The organism is Pelagibacterium lacus (assembly GCF_003345525.1).
GTDB lineage: Bacteria > Pseudomonadota > Alphaproteobacteria > Rhizobiales > Devosiaceae > Pelagibacterium > Pelagibacterium lacus.
Map to the genome: position 1 here is coordinate 37,899 of NZ_QQNH01000003.1, position 23,776 is coordinate 61,674.

Genomic DNA, 23,776 nt, shown 5'->3' on the forward strand with positions numbered 1-23,776 from the left:
CAATGGGTTCGATCACACTGGAACATGTCAACAAGAGCTTCGGCGGCGTCGAGGTCATCCCCGATATCAGCCTCGAGATCGCCGATGGCGAGTTCATCGTCTTCGTCGGCCCCTCGGGCTGCGGCAAGTCCACCCTGTTGCGGCTGATCGCCGGGCTGGAGGACGTGACCTCGGGCCGCATCCTCATCGACGGGGAGGACGTTTCGCGCGCCGCGCCGGCCCAGCGCAAGCTCTCCATGGTGTTCCAGTCCTATGCGCTCTATCCCCATATGAGCGTGCGCGGCAATATCGCCTTCCCGCTGAAGATGGAAAAGGCGCCCAGGGAGAAGATCGACCAGGCGGTCAACAATGCCGCCGCCATCCTCAACCTCACCGATTATCTCGACCGCAAGCCGCGCCAGCTCTCGGGCGGCCAGCGCCAGCGCGTCGCCATCGGCCGCGCCATCGTGCGCCAGCCCAAGGCCTTCCTGTTCGACGAACCGCTCTCCAATCTCGACGCGGCGCTCCGGGTCGCCATGCGGCTGGAGATCTCCGAACTGCACAACAAGCTCAAGACCACCATGGTCTATGTCACCCACGACCAGGTCGAGGCCATGACCATGGCCGACAAGATCGTGGTGCTCAATGCCGGGCGGGTGGAGCAGTTCGGCTCGCCGCTCGAACTCTATCAGCGGCCGGCCAACACCTTCGTCGCCGGCTTCATCGGCTCGCCGCGCATGAATTTCATCGACGGCGCCGAGGCCGCCCGGCACGGGGCCCACACCATCGGGGTGCGGCCCGAGCACCTGGTGGTCACGCCGGAGGGCGGCGACTGGTCGGGGGTGGTCAAGGTCTCCGAGCATCTGGGGTCGGACACCTTCCTGCATGTGGACGTCGACGGCATCGGCGCGCTCACCGCCCGCGCGCCGGGCGACGTGCCCTTCCGCCACGGGGAGACGGTCGGCCTCTCGCCCATGAACGGGCGCCTCTACAGGTTCGACGCCCAGGGCCTGGCGCTCTAGGCGCAAGACGCCCCAAACGCATTCGAGGATCGTATCATGAGTATCAAGCTCGCGGCGGAATCCCTCTCCTCCTTGCCCGATTCGGTCGCGGTGCCGCGATACACATCCTCGGATCTCGCGGCGGGGATCGTCCATTTCGGCATCGGCAATTTTCACCGCGCGCATCAGGCCGTCTATCTCGACGAGCTGTTCAACCTCGGCCTCGATCGCGATTGGGGTATCGTGGGGGCCGGGGTGCGGGCCAATGATGTCGGGATGAAACAGATCCTCGCCGCGCAGGATTATCTGACCACCGTGGTGGAACAGGACGCCAGCGAGACCCGGGCCCGGGTCACCGCGCCCATGGTCGGCTTTCTCGAGCCCGGCGATTCCGCGGCGATCATCGCCGCCCTCGCCGATCCGGCCATCCGCATCGTCTCGCTCACCATCACCGAGGGCGGCTATTATCTCGACGCGGAGGGTGCCTTCAATCCCGCCCATCCCGACATCGTCGCCGACGCCGCCGGGTTCGACGCCCCCGGGTTCGACGCCCCCAAAACCGTGTTCGGGCTGATCCTCGCCGGCCTCAAGGCCCGGCGCGAAAACGCTGTTCTGCCCTTTACCGTCATGTGCTGCGACAACATCCCCCATAATGGCCGGGTGACCCTGAACGCGGTGGCCGGGCTCGCCGACCTCGTCGACCCCGAACTCGCCACCTGGGTGCGCGAGACGGTGGCCTTTCCCAACGGCATGGTCGACCGCATCACCCCGGCCACCTCGGACCGCGAGCGCGCCATGGTCGCCGAGCACTACGGCATCGCCGATGGCTGGCCGGTATTCTGCGAGACCTTCCGGCAATGGGTGCTCGAGGACCGTTTCCCCATGGGGCGCCCGGCCCTGGACCGGGTGGGGGTGACCTTCGTCGCCGATGTCTCGCCCTGGGAGCTGATGAAGATCCGCATCCTCAATGGCGGGCACGCGGCCATCGCCTATCCGGCGGCGCTGATGGACATCCATTTCGTCCACGAGGCCATGGAGCATCCCCTCATCGCGGCCTATCTCGAAAAGCTGACCCGCGAGGAGATCATCCCCGTGGTGCCCCCGGTCCCCGGCACCGATCTGGAGGATTATCGCCAGCTGATCGCCACGCGCTTCGCCAATCCCCGCATCGGCGATACCATAGAGCGGCTGTGCCTCGACGGGTCGAACCGCCAGCCCAAATTCATCCTGCCCTCGGTCGAGGACCGGCTGGCGCAGGGGGCGCCGGTCACCGGGCTGGCCCTCGTCTCGGCGCTCTGGTGCCGCTATTGCTACGGAACCACCGATTCCGGCGCCCCCATCGCCCCAAACGATCCGGCCTGGGAGCGGCTGCAGACGGCGGCGATCCGCGCCAGGGACGCCCCCGAGGCCTATCTGGAGATGACCGACATCTTCGGCGCCGCCGCCCGCCACCCGGCCTATCGCGCCGCCTTCATCCATGGGCTGCGTACCGTGTGGGAGATCGGCGCGCGGCGGACGCTGGAACGCTATATCCAAGACGCGCTCTGATGGGCGCAAGGGCCGGGTCGGGGGCGGAGGCGCCGCTGGTGATCTTCGATTGCGACGGGGTGCTGGTCGATTCCGAACCCATCGCCATCGACGTGCTGGTGCAAACCGTCGCCGCGCTCGGGGTCAAAATCGACACGCCTGCCGCCTATCGCGATTTCCTCGGGCGCACGCTCGCCTCGGTCTCGGACACCCTGCGCGCCCGCTATGGGGTGGAGATGGACGCCGCCGCCCGCGAGGCCATGCGGCACGCGCTCTATGCCCGTTATCGTGCGGCGCTGCGTCCCATGGCGGGTGTAGACGCCATGCTGGACCGGATCGAGGGGCGCATCTGCGTCGCCTCATCGAGCGTTGCCGAGCGCATCGAGATCAGCCTGCGCCTCACCGGGCTCTATGAGCGCTTCGCGCCGCACATCTTTTCCGCCGCCATGGTGGCGCGGGGCAAGCCGGCGCCGGACCTGTTTCTCCACGCCGCCCGCATGATGGCCGCCGCGCCCGCCGATTGCATCGTGGTCGAGGACAGCCCGGCGGGGGTCGAGGCGGCACGGGCGGCGGGGATGACCGTCTTCGCCTTTGCCGGCGGCGGGCATGCGGAGCCGGCCGGCCTGCGCGCGAAACTTGCCGCCCTCGGCCCCGATCTGGTCTTCGATGACTTGCGCCGCCTGCCCGATCTTCTAAGGTCGCATGGAGAAAAGCTGCGATCGATCTAGGGATTTCATGACACCCCTCCTGGTTGCTGTCGATGTGGGCACGACGAGTGCGCGGGCGGGGGTCGTGACGGACACCGGCGCCATGCTGGCACGGGCCGAGGCGGGCATCGCCCTGCGCCGCAACGGCGCCGACGAGGCCGAGCACGATTCCGAGGATATCTGGCGCGCCGTCTGCCGCGCGGTGAACGCGGCGCTGGCCATGGCCGACGCCGATCCGGCCCGCGTGGCCGGCATCGCGTTCGACGCCACCTGCTCGCTGGTGGTGCGCGACAGGGCCGGCGCACCCCTGCCGGTGGGCGTCGATGGCGACGCCAATTGGGACACCATCGTCTGGCTCGACCACCGCGCCATCGCCGAGGCCGAGGAGGCCCGCGCCACCGGGCACCGGGTGCTGGGCTTTTCCGGGGGCGCGCTGTCGCCGGAAATGGAGATCCCCAAGCTCATGTGGCTCAGCCGCCACCGGCCGGCCGTCTGGGCGCGGGCCGGACACATCTTTGACCTGGCCGATTTCCTCGCCTGGAAAGCCTGCGGCACCGGGGCGCGCAGCCAGTCGACCCTCACCAGCAAATGGTGCTTTCTCGCCCATGAGGATGAGGGCTGGCCCAGCGATTTCCTCGCCGCGGTGGGGCTGGCCGACCTCTGTGAAAAGGCCGGGCTTCCCGAGCACGCCTCGCCCATCGGCCGGGCGCTGGGCCGGCTCACCCCCGAGGCGGCGCTGCAACTGGGCCTGCCGCAGACGGTGGTGGTGGCGACGGGCATGGTCGACGCCCATGCGGGGGCGCTGGGGGTGCTGGGCGGCTTTGCCAGTGCGCCCCGGAGCATAGACCGGCACCTGGCGCTGATCGCCGGCACCTCCAGCGCCGTCACCGCGCTGGCCACCGCGCCGCGCCCGGCGCCGGGGGTGTGGGGGCCCTATTTCGGCGCCGTGCTGCCGGGCCTCTGGCTCTCGGAGGGCGGCCAATCGGCCTCGGGCGCGGCACTCGATCATATCATCCGCGTGCATGCCTCGGGCGCCGCGCCCAGTCCACAGACCCATGCGGCGATCATCGACCGCATCGTCGCGCTGCGGCGCGAGACCGACGATCTTGCCCCGCGTCTGCATATCCTCCCCGACTTCCACGGCAATCGCTCGCCCTTTGCCGACCCCAGGGCGCTGGGGGTGATCTCGGGCATGAGCCTCGACGCGTCCTTTGACGGGCTGTGCCGCATCTATTGGCGGACGGCGGTGGCCATCGCGCTGGGGGTGCGCCAGATCCTCGAAACCCTCAACGCCGCCGGCTATGCCATCGATACGCTGCACGTCACCGGCGGGCATACGCGCAACAGGCTGCTGATGGAGCTCTATGCCGACGCCACCGGCTGCACCGTGCATGAGGTGCCCGATGCGGACGCCATGCTGCTCGGCTCGGCCATGGCGGCGGCGACCGGAGCAGGGCTCTATCCCGGCCTCGCGGATGCGGCCTGCGCCATGCGCCAGCCCAGCGTGGCGCGCCGGCCCGACCTTACCCGGCGGGCCCGCTACGACCGGGATTACAAGGTGCTGATGACGCTGCACGCGCACCGGGCCGAGATCGAGGCCATGATGTGACCCCATCGCCGCGATAGGCGTTGGCGATCAAGGACAACGAAGGGAGCGGGTGATGGCCCATATCGTATTGTTTCATTCCATCCTCGGCCGGCGGCCGGTCGAGGGGGAGATCGCCGCGGTGTTCGAGGCCGATGGCCACACGGTGAGCGTGCCGGACCTTTATGGCGGCGAGGCCGCCGACGATTACGACGCGGGCTTCGCGCTGCGCCGGGCGGTCGGCACCGAGGCGATCATCGAGCGGGCCCGCCGGGCGGTGGAGGCCGCGCCGGCCGAGGCGGTCCTCGCGGGCGTCTCCTTCGGGGCGGCGCTGGTCGGCGAATTCTGGCAGCAGCGGCCGGCGATGGCCGGGGCGCTGCTGTTCGCCGGCATCGCCGAATGGATGGACCCGCCCCGGGCCGGCCTGCCGGTCGCGGCCCATATCGCCCGCCCCGACCCCTTCGACGACGAGGATTATTTCGCCGGCTGGCTGGCGGGGCAGGGCGAGGCCGATGTGGAGTTGCACCGCTATGACGGCGCCGGGCACTATTTCCTCGATCCGGCCCTCGCCGATTACGACGAGGCGGCGGCGCGGCTGTGCCTCGACCGCTCGCGGGACTTTCTCGCCCGGCTTTGAGTCAGCGGGCCCCGGTCAGCGGATGGCCTGGCCTTCGGTGTCGAACCGATGCTGCTTGGTCCTGTCGAAGCTGACATGGACCCGCGAATCGGGCGCGAAATAATGCTCGCCGAACAGGCGCGCCGTGAAGGGTCCGACCGTCTCGTTGCGCAGGTAGAGATTGGTATCGGCGCCCAATTGCTCGATATGGGTCACCTCGCAGGCAAGATCGCCCACCTCGGCCGAGACGGCGATGTGCTCGGGGCGGATGCCGATGGTCTTGGCCGTGGTGTCGCCCAGCGCGGCGGCGTCGAGGAAATTCATCTGCGGCGAGCCGATAAAGCCGGCGACGAAGGTGTTGGCGGGTCGGTTGTAGAGCTCCATGGGCGAGCCGACCTGCTCGATGCGGCCGGCATTCATGACCACGATCTTGTCGGCCAGCGTCATGGCCTCGACCTGGTCATGGGTGACATAGACCATGGTGGCGGCGAGCTCGCGGTGCAGCCGGGCGATTTCGAGCCTTGTGTTGACCCGCAGGGCGGCGTCGAGATTGGAGAGCGGCTCGTCGAAGAGGAACAGTTTTGGCTTGCGCACCACGGCCCGCCCGATGGCGACGCGCTGGCGCTGGCCGCCGGAAAGCTCGGCCGGGCGGCGCTCGAGCAGCGGTTCGAGCCCGAGCATCCGGCTGGCCGTGCCGACCCGCTCCTCGATTTCGGCTTTCGCCGCGCCTTCCTGCTTCATGGCCAGGCTCATGTTGCCCTTGACCGTCAAATGCGGGTAGAGCGCGTAGGACTGGAACACCATGGCGATGCCGCGCTTGGCGGGCGGGGTGGCGTTGACCGTCTCTCCGGCGATGCGCACCGTGCCTTCGCTGGCGTCCTCGAGCCCGGCGATGATGCGCAGCAGGGTGGATTTCCCGCAGCCCGAGGGGCCGACGAAGATCACGAACTCGCCCTCCTCGACGGTGAGGTCGATGCCATGCAGCACATCGGTGCTTCCGAAGGTCTTCTTGATGCCGGAGAGTTCAAGGGCGGTCATGGATGCGGTCCTTCGGCTGCCTGGTCGAGGCGGTGGTGTTTTGGGCTCCACCCCTCCCCATCCCTCCCCGTCCAGGGGAGGGTGCTTCTTTGGTTTGGCAGGGCGGCGAGTCTCTCAATGCGCTTGCCCATCACAGATCCACCGGCTGTCCGGTGCGCACGCTTTCGTCGGCGGCGAGGCAGATGCGCAGCGACTGGACGGCGTCCTGCATGTGGCGGGCAAGGTCGATGTCCTCGGTGATGGCGCGGTACATATAGGCCTGCTCGGCGGCGCACAGGGCGTCGTGGCCGGGCTCCCCCTGCATGGACAGCATCTCGTCCTCATGGATGAAGGCCCCCGATCCGTCGAGATCGGCGCGGTGGATGCGGATGCGGTCGGTCTTGGTGTGGGTCTCGTGGTCCGACGATTTGGCCCCCTCGTCCATGACGATCGAGACCGACCCTTTCGGGGTGATGATGTCTTTGACGAAAAAGGCGGTTTCCGAGATCATCGGGCCCCAGGCGGCCTCGTACCAGCCGACCGAGCCATCGTCGAACATCACCTGCAGGTGGCCGTAATTGTACATCTCCGGCGCGATCTCGTCGGAAAGCCGCACGCCCATGCCGCGCACCTGCACCGGTTTGGCGTCGGTGATCTGGCACATGACGTCGACATAGTGCACGCCGCAATCGACGATGGGGGAGGTGGTCTCCATCAGCGTCTTGTGGGTCTGCCAGAAGCGCCCGGCCGATTGCTGGTTGAGGTTCATGCGAAACACATAGGGGCCGCCGAGCTTGCGCGCTTCTGCGATCAGCCGCACCCAGGAGGGGTGGTGGCGCAGGATATAGCCGACGACGAGCTTTCTGTTGAGGCGGGTCGCGGTCTCGACCACGCGCTCCGCATCGGCGACGGTGGTGGCCAGCGGCTTTTCGATGAACACATGCGCGCCCACTTCCATGGCCGCGACGGCATAATCGGCATGGGTGTCGGAATAGGTGTTGATCGAGGCGAGGTCGGGCGTGGTGGCGGCCAGCGCCTCGGTGAAATCGGTCCAGTGCGGATAGGCTTCGAGCCCCGCGGGCACCGGCACCGTGCCGCGCGAGACCAGCCCGACGATCTCGTAGCCGGGATGGTTGTGATAGGCCATGGCATGGGCCCGACCCATATTGCCGAGGCCGGCGACGAGGACGCGGATGGGTTTTTGGGTCATTTGACAGCCCCCGAAGTGATGCCGCGGATCAGTTGCCGCGAGAAGATGAGATAGAGGACGAGGACCGGCACGATGGCGAGGGTCAGCGCCGCGAGGACGGCGTTCCAGTTGGTGACGAACTGGCCGATGAACATCTGCGCCCCCAGCGTCACCGTCTTGGTGGATTCGGCCGGGGCGAGGATCAGGGGGAACCACAGATCGTTCCAGATGGGGATCATGGTGAAGACCGCCACCGTGGCCAGCGCCGGCCGCACCAGCGGCAGCACCAGGGTGAAGAAGATGCGGTATTCCGAGAGCCCGTCGACCCGCCCGGCATTCTTCAAGTCATCGGAGACGCTGCGCATGAATTCCGAAAGGATGAAGATGGCCAGCGGCAGGCCCTGCGCGGTATAGACGAGGATCAGCGCGGTGAGGGTGTTGACCAGCCCCGAGGCGACCATGATCTGGAGGATCGCGACGGTGCCCAGCCGGATGGGGATCATGATCCCCAGCGCCAGATAGAGCCCCATCAGGGTGTTGCCGCGAAAGCGGTATTCCGAGAGCGCGAAGGCGGCCATGGCCCCGAACAGCAGGACGCAGGCCAGCGCCACCACGGTGACGATCAGCGAGTTCTGGAAGTAGAGCAGGAAATTGCCCTGGCTGGTGACGGTCTCGAACCCGACCAGCGAGAAACTTTCCGGCGTGGGCAGCGCCAGCGGGGTGTTGAAGATGTCGCGCCGCGCCTTGAAGGCGTTGACGACGATGACGAACACGGGGAACAGCGCGATCAGCGTATAGGCGATGAGGATGGCGTGCGCGGCGACGGAACGGGCGAGCGAGGAGCGGGCGGCGGTCATCAGAACTGATACCTCCGCATGCGGCTCTGGATGCCGAACAGGTAGATCGACACGCCCACGAGGATGATGAGGAACATCATGGTGGCGATGGCCGCTCCCATATTGGGGTCGCCCTGCTGCAGCTGGAAACCGAAAAATGTGCGGTAGAGCAGGGTGCCCAGGATGTCGGTCGCCCCGTTCGGCCCGGCCTGGGCCCCCTGGGAGACGTAGATGAGGTCGAAGGCGTTGAAATTGCCCACGAAGGTGAGGATGGAGATGATCCCGATAGTGGGCAGGATCAGCGGCAGCTGGATCTTGAAGAACTGTTTGGCGCCGGTGACCCCGTCGATCTCGGCGGCTTCGATCACCTCGTCGGGGATCGAGAGCAGGGCGGCATAGATCAGCATCATGGGGATGCCGACGAACTGCCAGACCGAGACCAGCGCCAGGGTGGTGAGCGCCGCCCCCTCCTGGCCGAGCCAGGGGGCGAAGAGGTGCTTGAGGCCGATGGCGTCGAGCATGTTGGGCGCCACCCCCCAGAGCGGGGAGAGGATCAGCTTCCACACGAACCCCACGATGACGAAGGAGAGGATGGTGGGAACGAAGATCGCCGTGCGGTAGAAGCCGCGCAGGCGCAGGGAAGGGTTCGAGAGGATGGCGGCCAGCAATACGCCGACCGGGTTCTGCACCAGCATGTGGATGATGAAGAACCAGGTGTTGTTCCACAGCGCGTTCCAGAAGCTCGCCGCCCAGCGCGGATCGCCGAACAGAGTCTGGAAATTGCGCAGCCCGACAAAGACGCGCTGGCCACCCTCCGGGCCGAACAGCGACTGCACCAGGGTCGAGAACAGCGGGATGATCATGATGGCGGTATAGACCAGCACCGCCGGCGCGAGGAACACGGCGATGTGCCAGCGCCGCGCGGGTTTATGCTCGTCTGGAGCGGCAGCCGCCATGATGATCGTCCCCTTGGGTCAAGGCCGGGCGGCTGTCGCCGCCCGGAGGTTTTAAGTCCCCTCCCCAACCCTCCCCGCAAGGGGGAGGGTGCCGGGCTGGAGAATGTTGAGAGCCTGCGACCTCTCTGTTCCTTCACCCTCCCCTTGACGGGGAGGGCGGGGAGGGGTGGTGCCACAGGCTCAGCCGTGGCGAGCTTACTCGTACATGCCCGGCGTATACCAGCTGTCGAGCCCGGCCTGGATGGCTTCCGCCGCCTGTTCCGGCGTTTCGGCGCCCGAGAGGACGTTGGAGGCGTGCAGCCAGTTGTCGTTTTCGAGGTTCGGCGTGCCGCGCGAGAGGATCTGATAGGTCGGCCGGATGGTCGATTCACAATTCTCGCGCCAGGAGACGAACTCGTTGGCAACCGGGTTTTCCAGCGTCACCGCCCCATTGGAGAGGGCGAAGAAGCCGGGCAGGGCGTTGGAATAGAGTTCGGCGAACTCGGAAGAGGCCACCCAGTTGAGGAAGGTGCGGCCCGCCTCGGCATTGGTGCTGGCGGCGTTGAGGCCGATGCCGATATCGGTATGGTCGGAGATGTAGCAGGTGTCCCCTGCGGCCGGGATCGGCGGCGGGAAGGCACCGAGGGCGAAATCGGCCTGTTCCTCGAACAGCGAGATTTCCCACGACCCGGCCGGGAAGATGGCGGCGCGCCCGAGGGTGAAGAGGTTCTGGCTGTCGGGATAGGTCTGGGCCTGGTAGCCGTCGCCGGCATATTCGCCCCAGCGCGCGAGGACGCGCAGCGGCTCGACCCATTCCTCGTCGGTGAACTTGGCGTCGCCGGCGATCAGCGCCAGCCGGCCGTCCTCGCCATGCCAATAGGCCGGGCCGATATTGTGATAGCCCATGGACGCGGCTTCCCACTGGTCCACCGCGCCGATGGCGAGGGGGATATAGGTGCCGTCTTCCTTGATGGCGTCGAGCACCGCGAAGAATTCGTCCGTGGTGGTGGGCTCTTCCAGCCCCAGTTCGGCAAAGGCGTCGGCATTGTAGATAAAGCCGTGGATCACCGAGGCCATGGGCACGCAGAAGGTCTGCGCGCCGTCATCGGTCGACCAGGCGGACTTGGCGACGTCGGAGAAATTGCCCATGCCCTCGAGATCGGTCAGGTCGGCCAGCGCGCCGTCCTCGAACAGCGCCAGCGAGGCGTCGAAGGGGCGGCAGGTGATGATGTCGCCGGCCGAACCCGCTTCGAGCTTGGCGTTGAGCGCGGCGTTGTATTCGGTGGGCGCCGTGGGCTGGAACTGGAGCTTGATGTCCGGATGCTGCGCCTCGAAGGCGGGGATCAGCGTCTGCTGCCAGATGGTCAGGTCGTCATTGCGCCAGCTTTCGATGACCAGCGTGGTCTGCTGCGCCATAAGCGGGGTTGCCGCGAGAGCGAGGACGAGCCCCGCGCTGGCCGACATTAGCCTCGATTTCGAGATCATGATGTTTCCTCTCAGTGTTGGACCCGCCGGGATGGGCTCCCGCCGGGCGTTCCCTTGCCGGCCCTCAGTCCCGGCCCAGAAGGGCCAGGGCCTTGCGCACGACACCGCCCGATCGCGCGAGCAGGTCCCGCGCCTCGGCCGGATTTTTCGCGCCCGCGGCCAGAAGGATCGCGGGCTTGACCTCGTTATTGGCCGCCGCCATCGCGCCGGCGGCCTCCTCGTTCCCGACACGGGCGGTGCGGGCGACGATGCCGGTGGCCCGCAGGACGAGCTTGGCGTTGTCGGCCGTGACATTGACCATGAGATTGTCGTGCACATGGCCGAGCCGGACGCCGACCAGCGTCGAGAGCATGTTGAGCGTCGCCTTCTGCGCCGTGCCAGCCGCCATGCGAGTCGAGCCGGAGATCACCTCCGGCCCCGTGGCCAAAAGGATGGCCACATCGGCCTCGGCCAGAAGCGGTGCGCCGGCATTGCCGGCAATGCCCACGGTTTTCGCGCCGAGAGCACGAGCCCTTCGCAAACCGGCAAGCGTATAGCGCGTGGTGCCGCTGGCCGAGATCGCCACGACGCAATCCTTCGGGCCGATCCCGGCCCGGTCCAGATCGGTCGCGCCCGCCTCGGCGTCGTCCTCGGGGCCGCCGAGCAGTTCCTCGGTCATCGCCAGCCCGCCCGCCATGAGGATGAGGATGCGGTCGCGGGCGATGCCATAGGTCTGGGGGATTTCGAGGCCGTCGAGCAGCGCGATGAGGCCGGGGCTGCCGGCCCCGAGATAGACCAGCCGGCCGCCCGAGCCGAGCGCTTCGGCGGCGAGCCCGGCGGCGCGGGCGATGTCGGGAAGGGCGGGCACCACGGCGTCGAGGCCGCGCTGTTGTCCGTCAAGCAGGGTGGCGAGGATGCGCCGGTCGTCCCAGGCATCGAGGCCGGCCAGGCGCGGATCGATCGCTTCGGTCGAAAACGGCGCGCTCATTGCGGCTCCGCCCCGCCATGGCCTTCGCTCCGCCTGTCGCCCCATCCTGGCATGCACGCTCCCTCCTGTTGCCTCGAATAATGCCAAAAAAATACCACTTGTCCAGTAGGCGATTGGCAAAATCGGCGTGGCGGCGGCGCTTCCCGGCGCGCCGGGGGCGGTTTTGCCGCTGAGTTCAAGTTTTTACGAACTTTCGCCACTCCCGGCTTGGCCATTGGTCCATTATTGGTATTATCCACGGCGCAAGAATGGGCGTTCCGCAGCGGGCGGAACGGGGAGCCAGGTCCGGTGAGTTTGAGCATCGAGGACATATTCCGGCAAGCGGCCGGCGCGCGCGGCGGGGGGCCGCTCTATCTGCAATTGCGCCGCTCGATCGAGGAGGCGGTGCGCTCGGGGCTGGTCGGCCCCGGCGAGGCGCTGCCGTCCGAACGCGACATCGCCGCCACCGCCGAAGTGTCCCGGGTCACCGTGCGCAAGGCGGTGCAGCACCTGGTCGCCGATGGCATACTGGTGCAGCGCCGGGGCTCGGGCACCTTCGTCGCTTCGCAGGTGCCCCGGGTGGAGCAATCGCTGTCCAGCCTCACCTCGTTCACCGAGGACATGGCGCGGCGCGGCCTCGCGGCGGCCTCGCAATGGCTCGAGCGCGGCGTGTTCGATCCCACCAATGAGGAGACGGTGATCCTCGGGCTCGGGGCAGGCGAGAAGGTGGCGCGCATCGCGCGGCTGCGCATCGCCGACGGCAATCCGCTGGCCATCGAGCGGGCCTCGCTCGCCGCCACGGTGCTGCCCGATCCGGGCACGGTGGGGACCTCGCTCTATGCCAAGCTCGACGAGACCGGCCATCGCCCGGTGCGCGCCATCCAGCGCATCGCCGCGGTCAGCCTGGGGCGCGAGGACGCGCAATTGCTCGACGTGGCGCCGGGGGCGGCCAGCCTCAGGATCGAGCGCACCACCTATCTGCCCTCGGGGCGGATCGTCGAACTGACCCGGTCGATCTACCGGGGCGACGCCTATGATTTCGTTGCCGAATTGCGGCTGCAAGCCAATTGACCGTCCAAGGAGCGGAGATGATCCAGACCCATATGAAACGCGAGATCGGCGAAATTCCGGCGGCGGTCGCGCGGCTGCTGGGCGAGGGGCGTGAGGGTATCCGCGCGGCAGCGGCCGCGTTGCGCGCCGCCGATCCCGACGTGGTCGTGACCATCGCGCGCGGTTCCTCGGACCACGCGGCGACCTATTTCAAATATGCCTGCGAACTGATCGCCGGGGTGCCGGTGGCCAGCATCGGCCCGTCCATCGCCTCGATCTATGGCGGCGGGCTCAGGCTGGGCAAGGCAGGGGCGATCGGCATCTCGCAATCGGGCAAGAGCCCCGACATCGTCGCCATGCTGGCCAGCGCCCGGGCCTCGGGCGCCTGCGCCATCGCCGTCACCAACACCGCCGCCTCGCCGCTGGCCGCGGCCGCCGACCATGTGGTCGATATCGGCGCGGGGACCGAGCAATCGGTGGCGGCGACCAAGACCTTCGCCACCTCGGCGGTGGCCGGGCTGGCGCTGGTGGCCGACTGGACCGGAGATGCGGCGCTGCTCAAGGCGCTCGACGCCCTGCCCGAGGCGCTTGAGGCGGCCATCGGGCGCGACTGGGGAGAGCTGGTCGAGGCCACCGCCGACAGCATGTCGCTCTTCGTCCTGGGGCGCGGGCCCGGCCTCGCCATCGCCAGCGAGGCGGCGCTCAAGTTCAAAGAGACCTCCGGCATCCATGCGGAAGCCTATTCCACCGCCGAAGTGCTGCACGGCCCATCGGCCATCGTGGGCGAGGGGTTTCCGGTGCTGGTGCTGTGCGGCGACGACAAGGCGCGCGCCTCGATCCTCGAAACCGCCGGCCGGCTGGGCGCGCAGGGGGCGCGGGTGTTCGTCACCGATCCGGCCCCGGGCACCGGCATCGCCCTGCCGGTGGCACGGACCGGCCATCCCCTGCTCGATCCCCTCGCGTTGGCCGTCTCCTTTTACGGCTTCATCGAGGCCCTGGCGCGCCGGCGCGGTTTCGATCCCGACCAGCCGCCGCACCTGCGCAAGGTGACCGCGACCCTATGAGCACGCTGGCGATATCGGGCGCCGCCATCTTCGACGGCGAGACATGGCATGAGGGCCGCGCCCTGCTGGTCGATAAGGGCGCGGTCTCGGCGATCCTTTCGCCCGGCGCGGTTCCGGCCGGCGTGCCGGTCACCGAACTCGACGGGGGTATGCTGGTGCCGGGCTTCGTCGACCTCCAGGTCAATGGCGCGGGGGGCGTGCTGCTCAATGAAGACCGCTCGGCGGCGGGCATTGCCCGGCTCTGCGCCGCCAATTTCCGCTTCGGCACCACGGCGCTGCTGCCCACCCTCGTGACCGACACCCGCCAGGTGACGCGCGAGGCGCTGGCGGCGGGGGCCGCCGCCAGCGCCACGGGGGTGAAGGGCTTCGCCGGGCTGCATATCGAGGGACCGCACCTCTCGGTGGCGCGCAAGGGCGCGCACAATCCCGGCTATATCCGCCCCATGGAGGAGGACGACCTCGCGGCGCTGGCCGAGGCGCGGGCGCGGATGCCGACGCTCCTCACCACCGTAGCGGCCGAGACGGTGGCGCCCGGGCAGATCGCGCGGCTGGCCGAGGCGGGGGTGACGGTGTCGCTGGGCCATTCGGATGCCGATTACGCCACCGCTTCACAAGCCTTCCGGGCCGGGGCGGGCATGGTCACCCATCTTTTCAACGCCATGAGCCAGATGGGCAATCGCGAGCCGGGCCTCGTGGGGGCGGCGCTCGACCATGGGGTATGGACCGGGCTGATCGCCGACGGCATCCATGTGCATCCGGCCGCGATCGGGGTAGCGACGCGCGCCAAGCAGGGGCCAGGCCGCATCTTCCTCGTCACCGATGCCATGTCGCCCATGGGGACCGGGATGACCGAGTTCGTCCTCAACGGCCGCCGCATCCTGCGCGAGAACGGCGCCCTGCGGCTGCCCGACGGCACGCTGGCCGGGGCCGACCTCACCATGATCGACGCGGTGCGCTTCATGCACCGGACCATCGGCCTGCCGCTCGAGGAGGTTTTTCGCATGGCGGCGCTCTATCCGGCCCGGGCGGTGGGGCGCGGCGAGAGCCTGGGCCATCTGCGGCCCGGCGCGCAAGGCTCGATGGTGCACCTGTCCGACGCCCTCACGGTCGAACGCGTCTGGGTGGCGGGGGAGCGGGTGATCGGCTGACCGCGAAGGGTCAACTGGCCTTTTCGAAGAAATCGACTTCCCGCACCGCATCGGCCAGCGTGGTGCGGTCGAGCACGGCGCGGGTGGCATCGGTGACCTTGCCGAACACGTGGCGGATTTCGCAATCCTCCTCGCTCCTGCAATCGACGCAGCGGCGATAGGCGATCTTGGAGAGGCAGGGCAGCGGCGCGATGGGACCGTCGATGACCCGCAGGACCTCGCCGAAGCTGATGGCCTCGGGGGCCTTTAGCAGCAAATAGCCGCCCGCCTTGCCGCGCTTGGACATCACGATGCCGTTGCGCTTGAGCTCGAGCAGGATCTGCTCGAGAAACTTCTTGGGAATGTCCTGCCCGGTGGCGATCTCGGAGATCATCAGGCTGGTGCCCTGGCCCGCCCGGCTGAGCGCAATCAGCGCGCGCAACGCATACCGTGCCTTCTGGGAGATCATGGACATCGAAAAGGTGGGCCTTTCCGCGTGGGCTGTGATGGATTTGTCATAGTCGGCCTTAGCCAAAGGTGCAACCCGCCACCTGCTTGACGGCGGCGCCTCTGCGGGCACTTATAGATGCATTTGAGGGGGGAATTTCAAATCGATGGCCAGGGCAATCGGTATTGGCGGCGTATTTTTCCGGGCGCGCGACACCGCGGCGCTCACCCAATGGTACACGACCCATCTGGGGGTGACCGAATTCTGGCAGCAGCAGGCGGGGCCCACGGTATTTTCGCCCTTTGCGCAGAGCACGGACTATTTTCCGGCCGAGCGGCAATGGATGATCAATTTCCGCGTCGACGATCTCGACGCGCTGATCGCCGATCTGGTGGGGGCGGGAATCGCCGTGGAAATGCGCGACGACTGGGACAGTCCGGAAACCGGCCGGTTCGCGCGCATCCACGATCCGGAGGGCAACCCGATCGAATTGTGGGAACCCTCTGCAAGTTAGAACTTTGTTTTAGCGCACTTATTCGGTGTTTCCCGCCTCGGTGAGACGGTGCAGGTGCTCGGGAGCCAGCACCAGCCGCGCCCCGCGCGCCAGGCTTTCGACCTGGGCGACCGAAGTGGCCGAGGCGATCGGCGCGGTGATGCCGGGCTGGGCGGCAACCCAGGCCAGGGCGATCTCCGCGAGGGCGGCCCCGGTCTCGGCGGCGACCGCATCCATGGCCTCGAGCAGGCGATAGCCCTTGGGATTGAGATAGCGCTTCATGCCGCCGCCGCGCCGCGACTTGGCGAAATCGGCGTCCGAGCGGTATTTGCCGGTGAGAAAGCCCGAGGCGAGGCCGTAATAGGTGATCGCTCCGATCCCTTCATCGGTGACCAGCTCCTGCAGCGCCGCGTCATAGGCGGTGCGGGTATAGAGGTTGAATTCGTTCTGCAGCGTCTCGTAGCGCGGCAGGTTGTTTTTCGCCGAAACCTCGAGCGCCGCGCGGAGGCGGTCGGCATCATAGTTCGAGCAGCCGATATGGCCGACCTTGCCCGCCGAAACCAGGTTTTCGAAGGCGCGCAGGGTTTCCTCGTGCCCGGTGTCGGGATCGGGCCAATGGGCCTGATAGAGATCGATATGGTCGACCCCGAGGCGTCTTAGCGAATCCTCGCAGGCCTTTTCGATATAGGCGGCCGAGAGGTCGCGACGGTCGCTGTCGAAGCGCGTGCCGACCTTGGTGGCCAGCACCACCTTGTCGCGGTTGCCGCGTGCCTTGAGCCAGGCCCCGATGATGGTCTCGGATTCGCCGCCTTTGTTGCCGGGCACCCAGAGGGAATAGGAATCGGCGGTGTCGACCATGGAAAAGCCGTGGTCGAGAAAGGCGTCGAGCACGGCAAAGCTTGCCGCCTCGTCCAGCGTCCAGCCGAAGGCGTTGCCGCCCATGACCAGGGGTTCGATGGCGATGCCGGTGCGGCCGAGGGGGCGTGTGCTCATGATGGTCCTCACAATCGGGGTGCGTGCCCCGTTCCATGCCACGCGCCCGGGCGGGATTCAACCGCAGGGGTAGGCGGCGCTGCAAGAGCGCGCTGTTTTTGCGCCACCATCACCGTCGGCGCGCGCCTCCCTGACGATTCAGCGCCTGTTCAGCAATCGCGCACAAAAATTTTTTTGCCAGTTTTTTCAGCAAATCGTACCAGATGGTACTCCTGCAAGGCCCGGAAAATGGCGGGTTTTTGACCTTATGGTCAAGAAAGGGCAGGAGAGTTGACGTAAACGCCCCTCACTTACCCATTGCGCGATCACAGAAAAGACGCTTTGTTGCCGGCTCGGCGCGCAATGCGAGACCCGTATTGCTGGCCCCAAGTCGCAGGGAGGATCATCATGCAACGACAATCCCTGCACATCGAAAATTAGAGTGTGCTTTGCCGTCCGATCGTGCCGTTCCGACATATTCGACCCCAAAGTCAGTGTCTCGCTCCGGCATGGTTGGCGGGGGCGCAAACTGATTGATGGCTTTCGCCACCGGTGACCTCCAACGGGTCTCCGGTGGCGAGTTTGTTGAAAAGGGGAACAACCTATGCGAACCACTCTCACCGGCATTGTCGCCGGCCTGCTGGCATCCTCGATGCTGGTGAGCGCTGCCAGCGCCGAAACCCTGCGCTGGGCGCGCCAGTCCGATGCGCTGACGCTCGATCCGCACTCCCAGAACCAGGGTGTCACCCACACCTTCAACCACCACATCTACGAGACCCTGCTCGACCGCGACGTCGAGGGCGCCCTGCAGCCGCGCCTCGCCACCGACTGGTACGTCAAGGAAGGCGACGACACCGTCTGGGTGTTCGAGCTGCGTGAAGGCGTCACCTTCCATGGCGGCGAGGAATTCACCGCCGAGGACGTGGTGTTCTCCATCGAGCGCGCCAAGAGCGAAAACTCCAACATGCGCCAGCTCCATGCCGACGTGGCGAGCGTGACCGCGGTCGACGACTATACGGTCGAATTCCAGATGAACGGCCCGTCTCCGCTCTATCCCAACAACGTCACCAACACCTTCATCATGGACAAGGGCTGGTCGGAAGAGCACGACCTGCAGAGCGTCCAGGATTTCGGCGCCGGCGAAGAGAACTATTCGGTCCGCAACACCAACGGCACCGGCCCCTATGTGCTGACCGAACGCGATCCCGACGTGCGCTCGGTGCTCAACGTCAACGAGAACTGGTGGGGTGAAGCCCCGGCCGTCACCGAGATCATCTATACCCCGATCGCCGACAACGCGACCCGCGTCGCCGCGCTGCTTTCGGGCGAGGTCGATCTGGTGCAGGACGTTCCGGTGCAGGATATCGAGCGCCTGGCGGGCACCGCCGGCGTCAAGGTCGAGACCGGCCCGGAAAACCGCACCATCTATTTCGGCTACGCCATGGACGACGAACCGCTGATCTCGTCCAACATCACCGACGAGAACCCCTTCGCCAACCCGCTGGTGCGCGAAGCGATGAACATCGTGGTCGATCGCGACGCCATCCGCCAGGTGGTGATGCGCGGCCAGTCGATCCCCACTTGCGTCAACATGCCTCCCTTCGTCTCGGGCTGGACCGAGGAACTGGATGCCTGTCCGCCGGTGGACGTCGAGCGCGCCCGTGAGTTGATGGCCGAGGCCGGCTATGCCGATGGCTTCTCGGTGACCCTCGACACCCCCAATGACCGCTATGTCAACGACGAGGCGATCAGCCAGGCCGTTGTCGGCATGCTCGGCCAGATCGGCATCGACGTGACCCTCGCCTCGCGGCCGGTCGCCCAGCACAGCCCGCTGATCCTTAACAACGAGACCGACTTCTATCTCCTGGGCTGGGGCGTGCCGACCTTCGACTCGGCCTATATCTTCAACGACCTCGTCCACACAAAGACCGACGATTACGGCACCTACAATATCGGGCTCTATTCCAACCCCGAACTGGACGCCAAGATCGTCTCGCTGGGCACCATGACGGACCTCGAGGCCCGCGACCAGGTGGTGGCCGAGATCTGGGAGCAGGTGCAGGAAGATCATGTGTTCCTCACCGTCCATGTCCAGATGCTGGCCTATGCGATGCGTGACGACATGACCCTCGCCGTGCATCCGGAGAACCAGCCGAATATGACGACGATCACCTTCGAGTAAGTCTTCGATGGATCGAGGCGCTGCGCCACTCCCGGCTTCAGGCCAGTGGCGCAGCGCTTTTTTTTGATCCCGCATTCGCAAGGATTGTCGCCACGGCGTTTTCCGCTACACTTTATCTGTCCGGTCGCGTCCCGCACAGGCGCGCTTCGGACCCTTTCGCGCACGCGTTCACGGAGACCGCGAAATGCTGGCCTTCATCATAAAGCGCCTCGGGCAGTCCGTTCTGGTGATGCTCGTCGTCGCGCTGATTTCCTTCATCATGTTCCGCTATGTGGGCGATCCGGTGGCCTCGCTGGTCTCCCAGGAGGCCACCATGGCCGACCAGGCGCAATTGCGCGAACGCCTCGGCCTCAACGATCCGGTCCACGAGCAGTTCTTCCGCTTCCTCGGCAATGCGGTCCAGGGCCAGTTCGGCATTTCCTACCGCCTGCAGACCCCGGTCTCCGAGCTCATCCTGTCGCGCCTTCCCGCCACGCTGGAGCTGGCCTTCACCTCGGTGGTCATCGCCCTGACGCTGGGCATCCTGCTCGGGGTCTTCACCGCCCTCAACCCCAAGAGCTGGGCCTCGGCGGGCATCATGGCCTTTTCGCTGGTCGGCGTTTCGCTGCCCACCTTCCTCATCGGCATCGGGCTGATCTACATCTTCGCCGTCGAGCTGCAATGGCTGCCCAGTTTCGGGCGCGGCCAGGTGGTGAGCCTGGGCGGCTGGTGGCGCACGGGCTTTCTCACCGAATCCGGCCTGCGTTCGATCATCCTGCCCGCCATCACCCTGTCGCTGTTCCAGATGACCCTGATCATGCGCCTGGTGCGCGCCGAGATGATGGAGGTGCTGCGCCAGGATTACATCAAGTTTGCCCGGGCGCGCGGGCTCTCCAAGCGGGCGATCAATTTCGGCCATGCGCTCAAGAACACGCTGGTGCCGGTGATCACCATCACCGGGTTGCAGCTGGGCTCGGTGATCGCCTTCGCGATCATCACCGAAACGGTGTTCCAGTGGCCGGGCGTGGGATCGCTGTTCGTCAATTCGGTCGCCGTGGTCGACGTGCCGGTGATGGCCGCCTATCTGATGTTCATCGCCTTCGTGTTCGTGGTGATCAACCTGATTGTCGATATTCTCTATTACATCGTCGACCCGCGCCTGCGCGTGGGCGGCTCGGCCCGGGGGACCTGACATGAGCGAAATCGTGCCTCTGGCGCGCAAGTCGCGCTTCGCCCGCATCATCGATTCCGATATCTTCTATTCCTATCGCCGCTCGCCGGTGGCCATCCTCGCCTCCATCGTGGCGGCCATCCTGATCCTCGCCGCCGTGCTGGCGCCCTGGATCTCGCCCTATGACCCGTTCAATCCGCGAACCCTCAATCTCATGGACGGCTTTACCAAGCCCATGAGCGAGAGCTTTGCCGGCAATTTCTTCGTCATGGGCGCCGACAACCAGGGCCGCGACGTGCTCTCCACCATCCTGCACGGCAGCCGCGTCTCACTGTTCGTGGGGCTGTCGGCGACCCTGTTCGCCATGACGCTGGGGGTTGGATTGGGGCTCGTCGCGGGGTTCCGTGGCGGGCTCACCGATGCGGTGATCATGCGCATCGCCGATGTGCAGCTCTCGTTCCCCGCCATCCTCATCGCGCTGCTTATCTTCGGGGTGGCGCGCGGGCTGATCCCGCCCAGCCAGCAGGAAAACACCGCGCTGATGGTGCTGATCCTCGCCATCGGGCTGTCGAACTGGGCCCAGTTCGCCCGCACCGTGCGCGGCGCCACCATGGTCGAGCGGCAGAAGGACTATGTCTCGGCGGCCCGTATCATGGGGGTCAATCCGGTGCTGATCCTGATCAAGCACATCCTGCCCAATGTGGTGGGTCCGGTGCTGGTCATCGCCACCATCGGGCTGGCCCTGGCCATCATCGAGGAAGCGACCCTTTCCTATCTCGGCGTCGGCGTGCCGCCGACCCAGCCCTCGCTGGGGACGCTGATCCGCATCGGTCAGCAATATCTGTTCTCGGGCGAATGGTGGATCCTGTTCTTCCCCGCCATGACCCTCATCCTGCTCGCGCTTTCGGTCAACCTGCTCGGTGACTGGCTGCGCGATGCCCTCAATCCCAAGTTGCGCTGATGACCGAACCGCTTCTTTCCGTAAAGAATCTCAAGGTCGTCTTTCATCTGAGGCGCGGGGATTTCACCGCCGTCAACGGTATTTCGTTCGACATCATGCCCGGCGAGGTGCTGGGGGTGGTGGGCGAATCCGGGGCCGGCAAATCGATGACCGGCACCGCCATCATGGGTCTCATCGACCGGCCGGGCGAGGTGATCGTCGACGAGATCCGCCTCAAGGGCGAGCGCATCGATAATCTGCCCGAGGAAAAGATGCGCCACATCCGCGGGCGCCGCATCGCCATGGTGATGCAGGACCCGCTGACCTCGCTCAACCCGCTCTATACGGTGGGTGAGCAATTGGTCGAGACCATCCGCCGCCATCTGCCGCTCAGCCACGACCAGGCGAAAAAACGCGCCATCGAGCTGCTGGCCGATGCGGGAATTCCCGATCCCCAGAGCCGCATCGATTCCTATCCGCACCAGTTCTCGGGCGGCATGCGCCAGCGCGTGGTGATCTCGTTGGCCCTGGCCGCCGAGCCGGAGATGATCGTTGCCGACGAGCCCACCTCGGCGCTCGACGTCTCGGTGCAGGCCCAGATCATGAAGGTCCTCAAACGCCTGTGCGCCGAGCGCGGCGTGGCGGTGATGCTGATCACCCACGACATGGGGGTGATCGCCGAGAACGCCGACCGCATGATCGTCATGAACAAGGGCGAGATCGTCGAGACCGGTTCGGTGGGCGACATCATCAACCGCCCCCGCGAGCCCTATACGAAAAAGCTCATCGAGGCCATTCCCTCCATCAAGACCCAGAACCCGCGCTATGCGGCGGCGGTGGCCCGGGGCGAGGCCGAGACGACGGCCGAGGCGCTGGTCGAGGTCAAGGGCCTCTCCAAGACCTTCGACCTCTCGCCTTCGCTGGTGTCGCGCCTGTTCGGGGGCAAGCACCGCAAGCTGGTCCACGCGGTCCAGGATGTGAGCTTTGCCGTCGAGAAGGGCAAGACCTATGGGCTGGTGGGGGAATCGGGCTCGGGCAAATCCACCTGCGCCCGTATGCTGGTCGGCCTGCTCGAACCCAGCGCCGGAGAAATCCGCCTCGAGGGCACCGATATCTGGCGCGATCGCAACGCGGCGGCCAAGCGGCGCTCCAAGATCCAGATGATCTTCCAGGACCCCTATGCCAGCCTCAATCCGCGTTGGCGGGTGGGGGCGATCATCGCCGAGCCCATGCGGGCGCTGGGGATTTCCACCAATTCCACCGAGATCGCCGACCGGGTGGCCGACCTGCTCGAACGCGTGCGGCTCGATCCCGAGGCGATGCGCAAATTCCCCCATGAATTCTCCGGCGGCCAGCGCCAGCGCATCGCCATCGCGCGGGCCCTGTCGAGCCAGCCCGAATTCATCATCTGCGACGAGCCCACCTCGGCGCTCGACGTATCGGTGCAGGCCCAGGTGCTCGAACTGATGCGAAGGCTGCAGGACGAGTTCGGGCTGACCTATCTTCTGATCAGCCACAATCTGGCGGTGATCCGGCAGATGGCCGATTCGGTGGGCGTGCTGCACAATGGGGTGATGGTCGAAAACGGGCCGGTGGAGCAGATCTTCGCCAATCCGCAGGCCGACTACACAAGGATGCTGCTCGACGCGGTGCCCGACATCTCCAACGTCGCCTAGGGACCCTGTCGGCGGACTGCCCCAAACCCACCACAATTTGAGCGCCCCATCGGCCCTGCGCCGGGGGGCGTGCCTGTTGTGGGGTTTTGTCATGCAATCGATTTCCCGTATCGTCGCCGCGCTGCTCGTGGCGCTCGGACTGGCCGCGGCGGGGGCGCTGGCCGGGCAGGCGCTGATCGACTCGCGCCAGCCGATCCGCACCGTCACCGTCAAGGGCCTGTCGGAGCGCAACGTCACCGCCGACCTCGCCTATTGGCCGATCAAGTTCGTGGCCACCGGCCCGACGCTGGAAGACGCACGGGCCGAGCTGGAACGCGCCGACGCTTCGGTGCGCCAGTTCCTCGCTGGGCTGGGCTTTGCCGAGGAGGCGATGAGCGTCCAGAACATCCTCGTCGAGGACCGGCTGGCCGGCTACAACGCCTCCAACACACCCGACATGGCGCGTTTTGTTCTGACCGAGGAATTCATCGTCACCTCCGGCGACGTGCCGGCCATCGCCCAGGCCTCGCGCGATGTGGGCGAATTGCTGCGGGCTGGGGTGGTGTTCTCGTCCGACAGCTACAATGCCGGGCCCAGCTACATCTTCACCGCGCTCAACGAACACAAGGCCGATATGCTGGCCGAAGCGACGCAACGGGCCCGCGAGGCGGCCAGCCAGTTCGCGGTGGAGGCCGATGCCGAGGTGGGCACCATCCAGACGGCCAATCAGGGGGTTTTCGAGATCCTCGCCGCCGTCGACATCCCCGACCAGCGGGCCGAAAAGCAGATCGAAAAGAAGTTGCGCGTGGTGACCACCATAACCTATTTCCTGGAGTGAACTGGTGGGGCGCGCCCCTCATCGGTCTCGGACC

Annotated in this window: 22 protein-coding genes; 14 read left to right on the plus strand and 8 right to left on the minus strand. The window is 66.6% G+C overall.

What is annotated here, in order from left to right; genetic code table 11:
* Window positions 1-2: 2 nt before the first annotated feature.
* Genes DVH29_RS03155 through DVH29_RS03175 form a run of 5 tightly spaced genes read left to right on the plus strand, consistent with a single transcriptional unit; the run spans window position 3 to window position 5,436 of the window.
* Window positions 3-1,001, plus strand: a complete 999-nt coding sequence (locus tag DVH29_RS03155; RefSeq protein WP_114644710.1) for an ABC transporter ATP-binding protein — start codon at window positions 3-5, stop codon at window positions 999-1,001.
* A 36-nt stretch (window positions 1,002-1,037) separates the two neighbouring features.
* Window positions 1,038-2,528: a mannitol dehydrogenase family protein gene (locus tag DVH29_RS03160; RefSeq protein WP_114644711.1), complete on the plus strand. Its 1,491-nt coding sequence runs from the start codon at window positions 1,038-1,040 to the stop codon at window positions 2,526-2,528.
* Window positions 2,528-3,235, plus strand: a complete 708-nt coding sequence (locus DVH29_RS03165; RefSeq protein WP_114644712.1) for an HAD family hydrolase — start codon at window positions 2,528-2,530, stop codon at window positions 3,233-3,235. The genes DVH29_RS03160 and DVH29_RS03165 overlap by 1 nt, the downstream gene beginning before the upstream one ends.
* Window positions 3,236-3,242: 7 nt before the next feature.
* Window positions 3,243-4,823, plus strand: a complete 1,581-nt coding sequence (locus tag DVH29_RS03170) for an FGGY-family carbohydrate kinase (protein WP_114644713.1) — start codon at window positions 3,243-3,245, stop codon at window positions 4,821-4,823.
* 52 nt (window positions 4,824-4,875) lie between these two features.
* On the plus strand, window positions 4,876-5,436 hold the full coding sequence (locus DVH29_RS03175) for a dienelactone hydrolase family protein (protein ID WP_114644714.1): 561 nt from the start codon (window positions 4,876-4,878) through the stop codon (window positions 5,434-5,436).
* Window positions 5,437-5,451: 15 nt separating this feature from the next.
* Here DVH29_RS03175 and DVH29_RS03180 read toward each other — a convergent pair whose 3' ends face one another.
* From DVH29_RS03180 to DVH29_RS03205, 6 genes are all read right to left on the minus strand, one after another.
* Window positions 5,452-6,453 carry an ABC transporter ATP-binding protein gene (locus DVH29_RS03180; protein WP_114644715.1) on the minus strand — a complete coding sequence of 334 codons (1,002 nt, stop codon included), beginning with the start codon at window positions 6,451-6,453 and terminating at the stop codon, window positions 5,452-5,454.
* 130 nt (window positions 6,454-6,583) lie between these two features.
* Window positions 6,584-7,642 (minus strand): Gfo/Idh/MocA family protein, encoded by a 1,059-nt coding sequence (locus DVH29_RS03185; RefSeq protein WP_114644716.1) that lies wholly within the window; start codon window positions 7,640-7,642, stop codon window positions 6,584-6,586.
* A complete protein-coding gene (locus DVH29_RS03190; protein ID WP_114644717.1) occupies window positions 7,639-8,478 on the minus strand; it encodes a carbohydrate ABC transporter permease in 840 nt (279 codons plus the stop codon). The genes DVH29_RS03185 and DVH29_RS03190 overlap by 4 nt, the downstream gene beginning before the upstream one ends.
* On the minus strand, window positions 8,478-9,413 hold the full coding sequence (locus DVH29_RS03195) for a carbohydrate ABC transporter permease (RefSeq protein ID WP_114644718.1): 936 nt from the start codon (window positions 9,411-9,413) through the stop codon (window positions 8,478-8,480). Before DVH29_RS03195 ends, DVH29_RS03190 begins: the two co-directional genes overlap by 1 nt.
* A gap of 195 nt (window positions 9,414-9,608) precedes the next feature.
* On the minus strand, window positions 9,609-10,808 hold the full coding sequence (locus tag DVH29_RS03200) for an ABC transporter substrate-binding protein (RefSeq protein WP_439331607.1): 1,200 nt from the start codon (window positions 10,806-10,808) through the stop codon (window positions 9,609-9,611).
* A gap of 133 nt (window positions 10,809-10,941) precedes the next feature.
* Window positions 10,942-11,844 (minus strand): N-acetylmuramic acid 6-phosphate etherase, encoded by a 903-nt coding sequence (locus DVH29_RS03205; RefSeq protein ID WP_114644720.1) that lies wholly within the window; start codon window positions 11,842-11,844, stop codon window positions 10,942-10,944.
* A gap of 288 nt (window positions 11,845-12,132) precedes the next feature.
* Here DVH29_RS03205 and DVH29_RS03210 point away from each other — a divergent pair, with 288 nt between their 5' ends.
* Genes DVH29_RS03210 through nagA form a run of 3 tightly spaced genes read left to right on the plus strand, consistent with a single transcriptional unit; the run spans window position 12,133 to window position 15,085 of the window.
* Window positions 12,133-12,894, plus strand: coding sequence for a GntR family transcriptional regulator (locus DVH29_RS03210; protein ID WP_114644721.1), 762 nt, complete (start codon window positions 12,133-12,135; stop codon window positions 12,892-12,894).
* Between the two features lie 20 nt (window positions 12,895-12,914).
* Window positions 12,915-13,937, plus strand: a complete 1,023-nt coding sequence (locus tag DVH29_RS03215) for an SIS domain-containing protein (RefSeq protein WP_439331608.1) — start codon at window positions 12,915-12,917, stop codon at window positions 13,935-13,937.
* Complete coding sequence (gene nagA / locus DVH29_RS03220) at window positions 13,934-15,085, plus strand: N-acetylglucosamine-6-phosphate deacetylase (protein WP_114644723.1); 1,152 nt, start codon at window positions 13,934-13,936, stop codon at window positions 15,083-15,085. The genes DVH29_RS03215 and nagA overlap by 4 nt, the downstream gene beginning before the upstream one ends.
* Before the next feature lie 10 nt (window positions 15,086-15,095).
* Here the strand turns inward: nagA and DVH29_RS03225 are convergent, their stop codons facing one another.
* Window positions 15,096-15,533 (minus strand): RrF2 family transcriptional regulator, encoded by a 438-nt coding sequence (locus DVH29_RS03225; RefSeq protein ID WP_114644862.1) that lies wholly within the window; start codon window positions 15,531-15,533, stop codon window positions 15,096-15,098.
* 145 nt (window positions 15,534-15,678) lie between these two features.
* On the opposite strand from DVH29_RS03225, the gene DVH29_RS03230 reads away from it, so the two are divergent.
* A complete protein-coding gene (locus tag DVH29_RS03230; RefSeq protein ID WP_114644724.1) occupies window positions 15,679-16,026 on the plus strand; it encodes a VOC family protein in 348 nt (115 codons plus the stop codon).
* Window positions 16,027-16,044: 18 nt separating this feature from the next.
* Here DVH29_RS03230 and DVH29_RS03235 read toward each other — a convergent pair whose 3' ends face one another.
* Window positions 16,045-16,998: an aldo/keto reductase gene (locus tag DVH29_RS03235; RefSeq protein ID WP_114644725.1), complete on the minus strand. Its 954-nt coding sequence runs from the start codon at window positions 16,996-16,998 to the stop codon at window positions 16,045-16,047.
* Window positions 16,999-17,581: 583 nt separating this feature from the next.
* Between DVH29_RS03235 and DVH29_RS03240 the strand changes: the two genes are divergently transcribed.
* From DVH29_RS03240 to DVH29_RS03260, 5 genes are all read left to right on the plus strand, one after another.
* Window positions 17,582-19,159 carry an ABC transporter substrate-binding protein gene (locus tag DVH29_RS03240; protein WP_114644726.1) on the plus strand — a complete coding sequence of 526 codons (1,578 nt, stop codon included), beginning with the start codon at window positions 17,582-17,584 and terminating at the stop codon, window positions 19,157-19,159.
* A 184-nt stretch (window positions 19,160-19,343) separates the two neighbouring features.
* Window positions 19,344-20,330 (plus strand): ABC transporter permease, encoded by a 987-nt coding sequence (locus DVH29_RS03245; protein ID WP_114644727.1) that lies wholly within the window; start codon window positions 19,344-19,346, stop codon window positions 20,328-20,330.
* 1 nt (window position 20,331) lies between these two features.
* Window positions 20,332-21,270 (plus strand): ABC transporter permease, encoded by a 939-nt coding sequence (locus DVH29_RS03250; RefSeq protein WP_114644728.1) that lies wholly within the window; start codon window positions 20,332-20,334, stop codon window positions 21,268-21,270.
* Window positions 21,270-22,925 carry an ABC transporter ATP-binding protein gene (locus DVH29_RS03255; RefSeq protein ID WP_114644729.1) on the plus strand — a complete coding sequence of 552 codons (1,656 nt, stop codon included), beginning with the start codon at window positions 21,270-21,272 and terminating at the stop codon, window positions 22,923-22,925. Before DVH29_RS03250 ends, DVH29_RS03255 begins: the two co-directional genes overlap by 1 nt.
* Window positions 22,926-23,016: 91 nt before the next feature.
* On the plus strand, window positions 23,017-23,742 hold the full coding sequence (locus DVH29_RS03260; protein ID WP_114644730.1) for an SIMPL domain-containing protein: 726 nt from the start codon (window positions 23,017-23,019) through the stop codon (window positions 23,740-23,742).
* Window positions 23,743-23,776 lie beyond the last annotated feature (34 nt).

What these genes read in the sequence shown, in the direction of transcription:
- DVH29_RS03155 (WP_114644710.1), top strand. Translation starts at nt 3, where the DNA reads ATGGGTTCGATCACACTGGAACATGTCAACAAGAGCTTCGGCGGCGTC.
- DVH29_RS03160 (WP_114644711.1), top strand. Translation starts at nt 1,038, where the DNA reads ATGAGTATCAAGCTCGCGGCGGAATCCCTCTCCTCCTTGCCCGATTCG.
- DVH29_RS03165 (WP_114644712.1), top strand. Translation starts at nt 2,528, where the DNA reads ATGGGCGCAAGGGCCGGGTCGGGGGCGGAGGCGCCGCTGGTGATCTTC.
- DVH29_RS03170 (WP_114644713.1), top strand. Translation starts at nt 3,243, where the DNA reads ATGACACCCCTCCTGGTTGCTGTCGATGTGGGCACGACGAGTGCGCGG.
- DVH29_RS03175 (WP_114644714.1), top strand. Translation starts at nt 4,876, where the DNA reads ATGGCCCATATCGTATTGTTTCATTCCATCCTCGGCCGGCGGCCGGTC.
- DVH29_RS03180 (WP_114644715.1), bottom strand. Translation starts at nt 6,453, where the DNA reads ATGACCGCCCTTGAACTCTCCGGCATCAAGAAGACCTTCGGAAGCACC.
- DVH29_RS03185 (WP_114644716.1), bottom strand. Translation starts at nt 7,642, where the DNA reads ATGACCCAAAAACCCATCCGCGTCCTCGTCGCCGGCCTCGGCAATATG.
- DVH29_RS03190 (WP_114644717.1), bottom strand. Translation starts at nt 8,478, where the DNA reads ATGACCGCCGCCCGCTCCTCGCTCGCCCGTTCCGTCGCCGCGCACGCC.
- DVH29_RS03195 (WP_114644718.1), bottom strand. Translation starts at nt 9,413, where the DNA reads ATGGCGGCTGCCGCTCCAGACGAGCATAAACCCGCGCGGCGCTGGCAC.
- DVH29_RS03200 (WP_439331607.1), bottom strand. Translation starts at nt 10,808, where the DNA reads ATGGCGCAGCAGACCACGCTGGTCATCGAAAGCTGGCGCAATGACGAC.
- DVH29_RS03205 (WP_114644720.1), bottom strand. Translation starts at nt 11,844, where the DNA reads ATGAGCGCGCCGTTTTCGACCGAAGCGATCGATCCGCGCCTGGCCGGC.
- nagA (WP_114644723.1), top strand. Translation starts at nt 13,934, where the DNA reads ATGAGCACGCTGGCGATATCGGGCGCCGCCATCTTCGACGGCGAGACA.
- DVH29_RS03225 (WP_114644862.1), bottom strand. Translation starts at nt 15,533, where the DNA reads ATGATCTCCCAGAAGGCACGGTATGCGTTGCGCGCGCTGATTGCGCTC.
- DVH29_RS03230 (WP_114644724.1), top strand. Translation starts at nt 15,679, where the DNA reads ATGGCCAGGGCAATCGGTATTGGCGGCGTATTTTTCCGGGCGCGCGAC.
- DVH29_RS03235 (WP_114644725.1), bottom strand. Translation starts at nt 16,998, where the DNA reads ATGAGCACACGCCCCCTCGGCCGCACCGGCATCGCCATCGAACCCCTG.
- DVH29_RS03240 (WP_114644726.1), top strand. Translation starts at nt 17,582, where the DNA reads ATGCGAACCACTCTCACCGGCATTGTCGCCGGCCTGCTGGCATCCTCG.
- DVH29_RS03245 (WP_114644727.1), top strand. Translation starts at nt 19,344, where the DNA reads ATGCTGGCCTTCATCATAAAGCGCCTCGGGCAGTCCGTTCTGGTGATG.
- DVH29_RS03250 (WP_114644728.1), top strand. Translation starts at nt 20,332, where the DNA reads ATGAGCGAAATCGTGCCTCTGGCGCGCAAGTCGCGCTTCGCCCGCATC.
- DVH29_RS03255 (WP_114644729.1), top strand. Translation starts at nt 21,270, where the DNA reads ATGACCGAACCGCTTCTTTCCGTAAAGAATCTCAAGGTCGTCTTTCAT.
- DVH29_RS03260 (WP_114644730.1), top strand. Translation starts at nt 23,017, where the DNA reads ATGCAATCGATTTCCCGTATCGTCGCCGCGCTGCTCGTGGCGCTCGGA.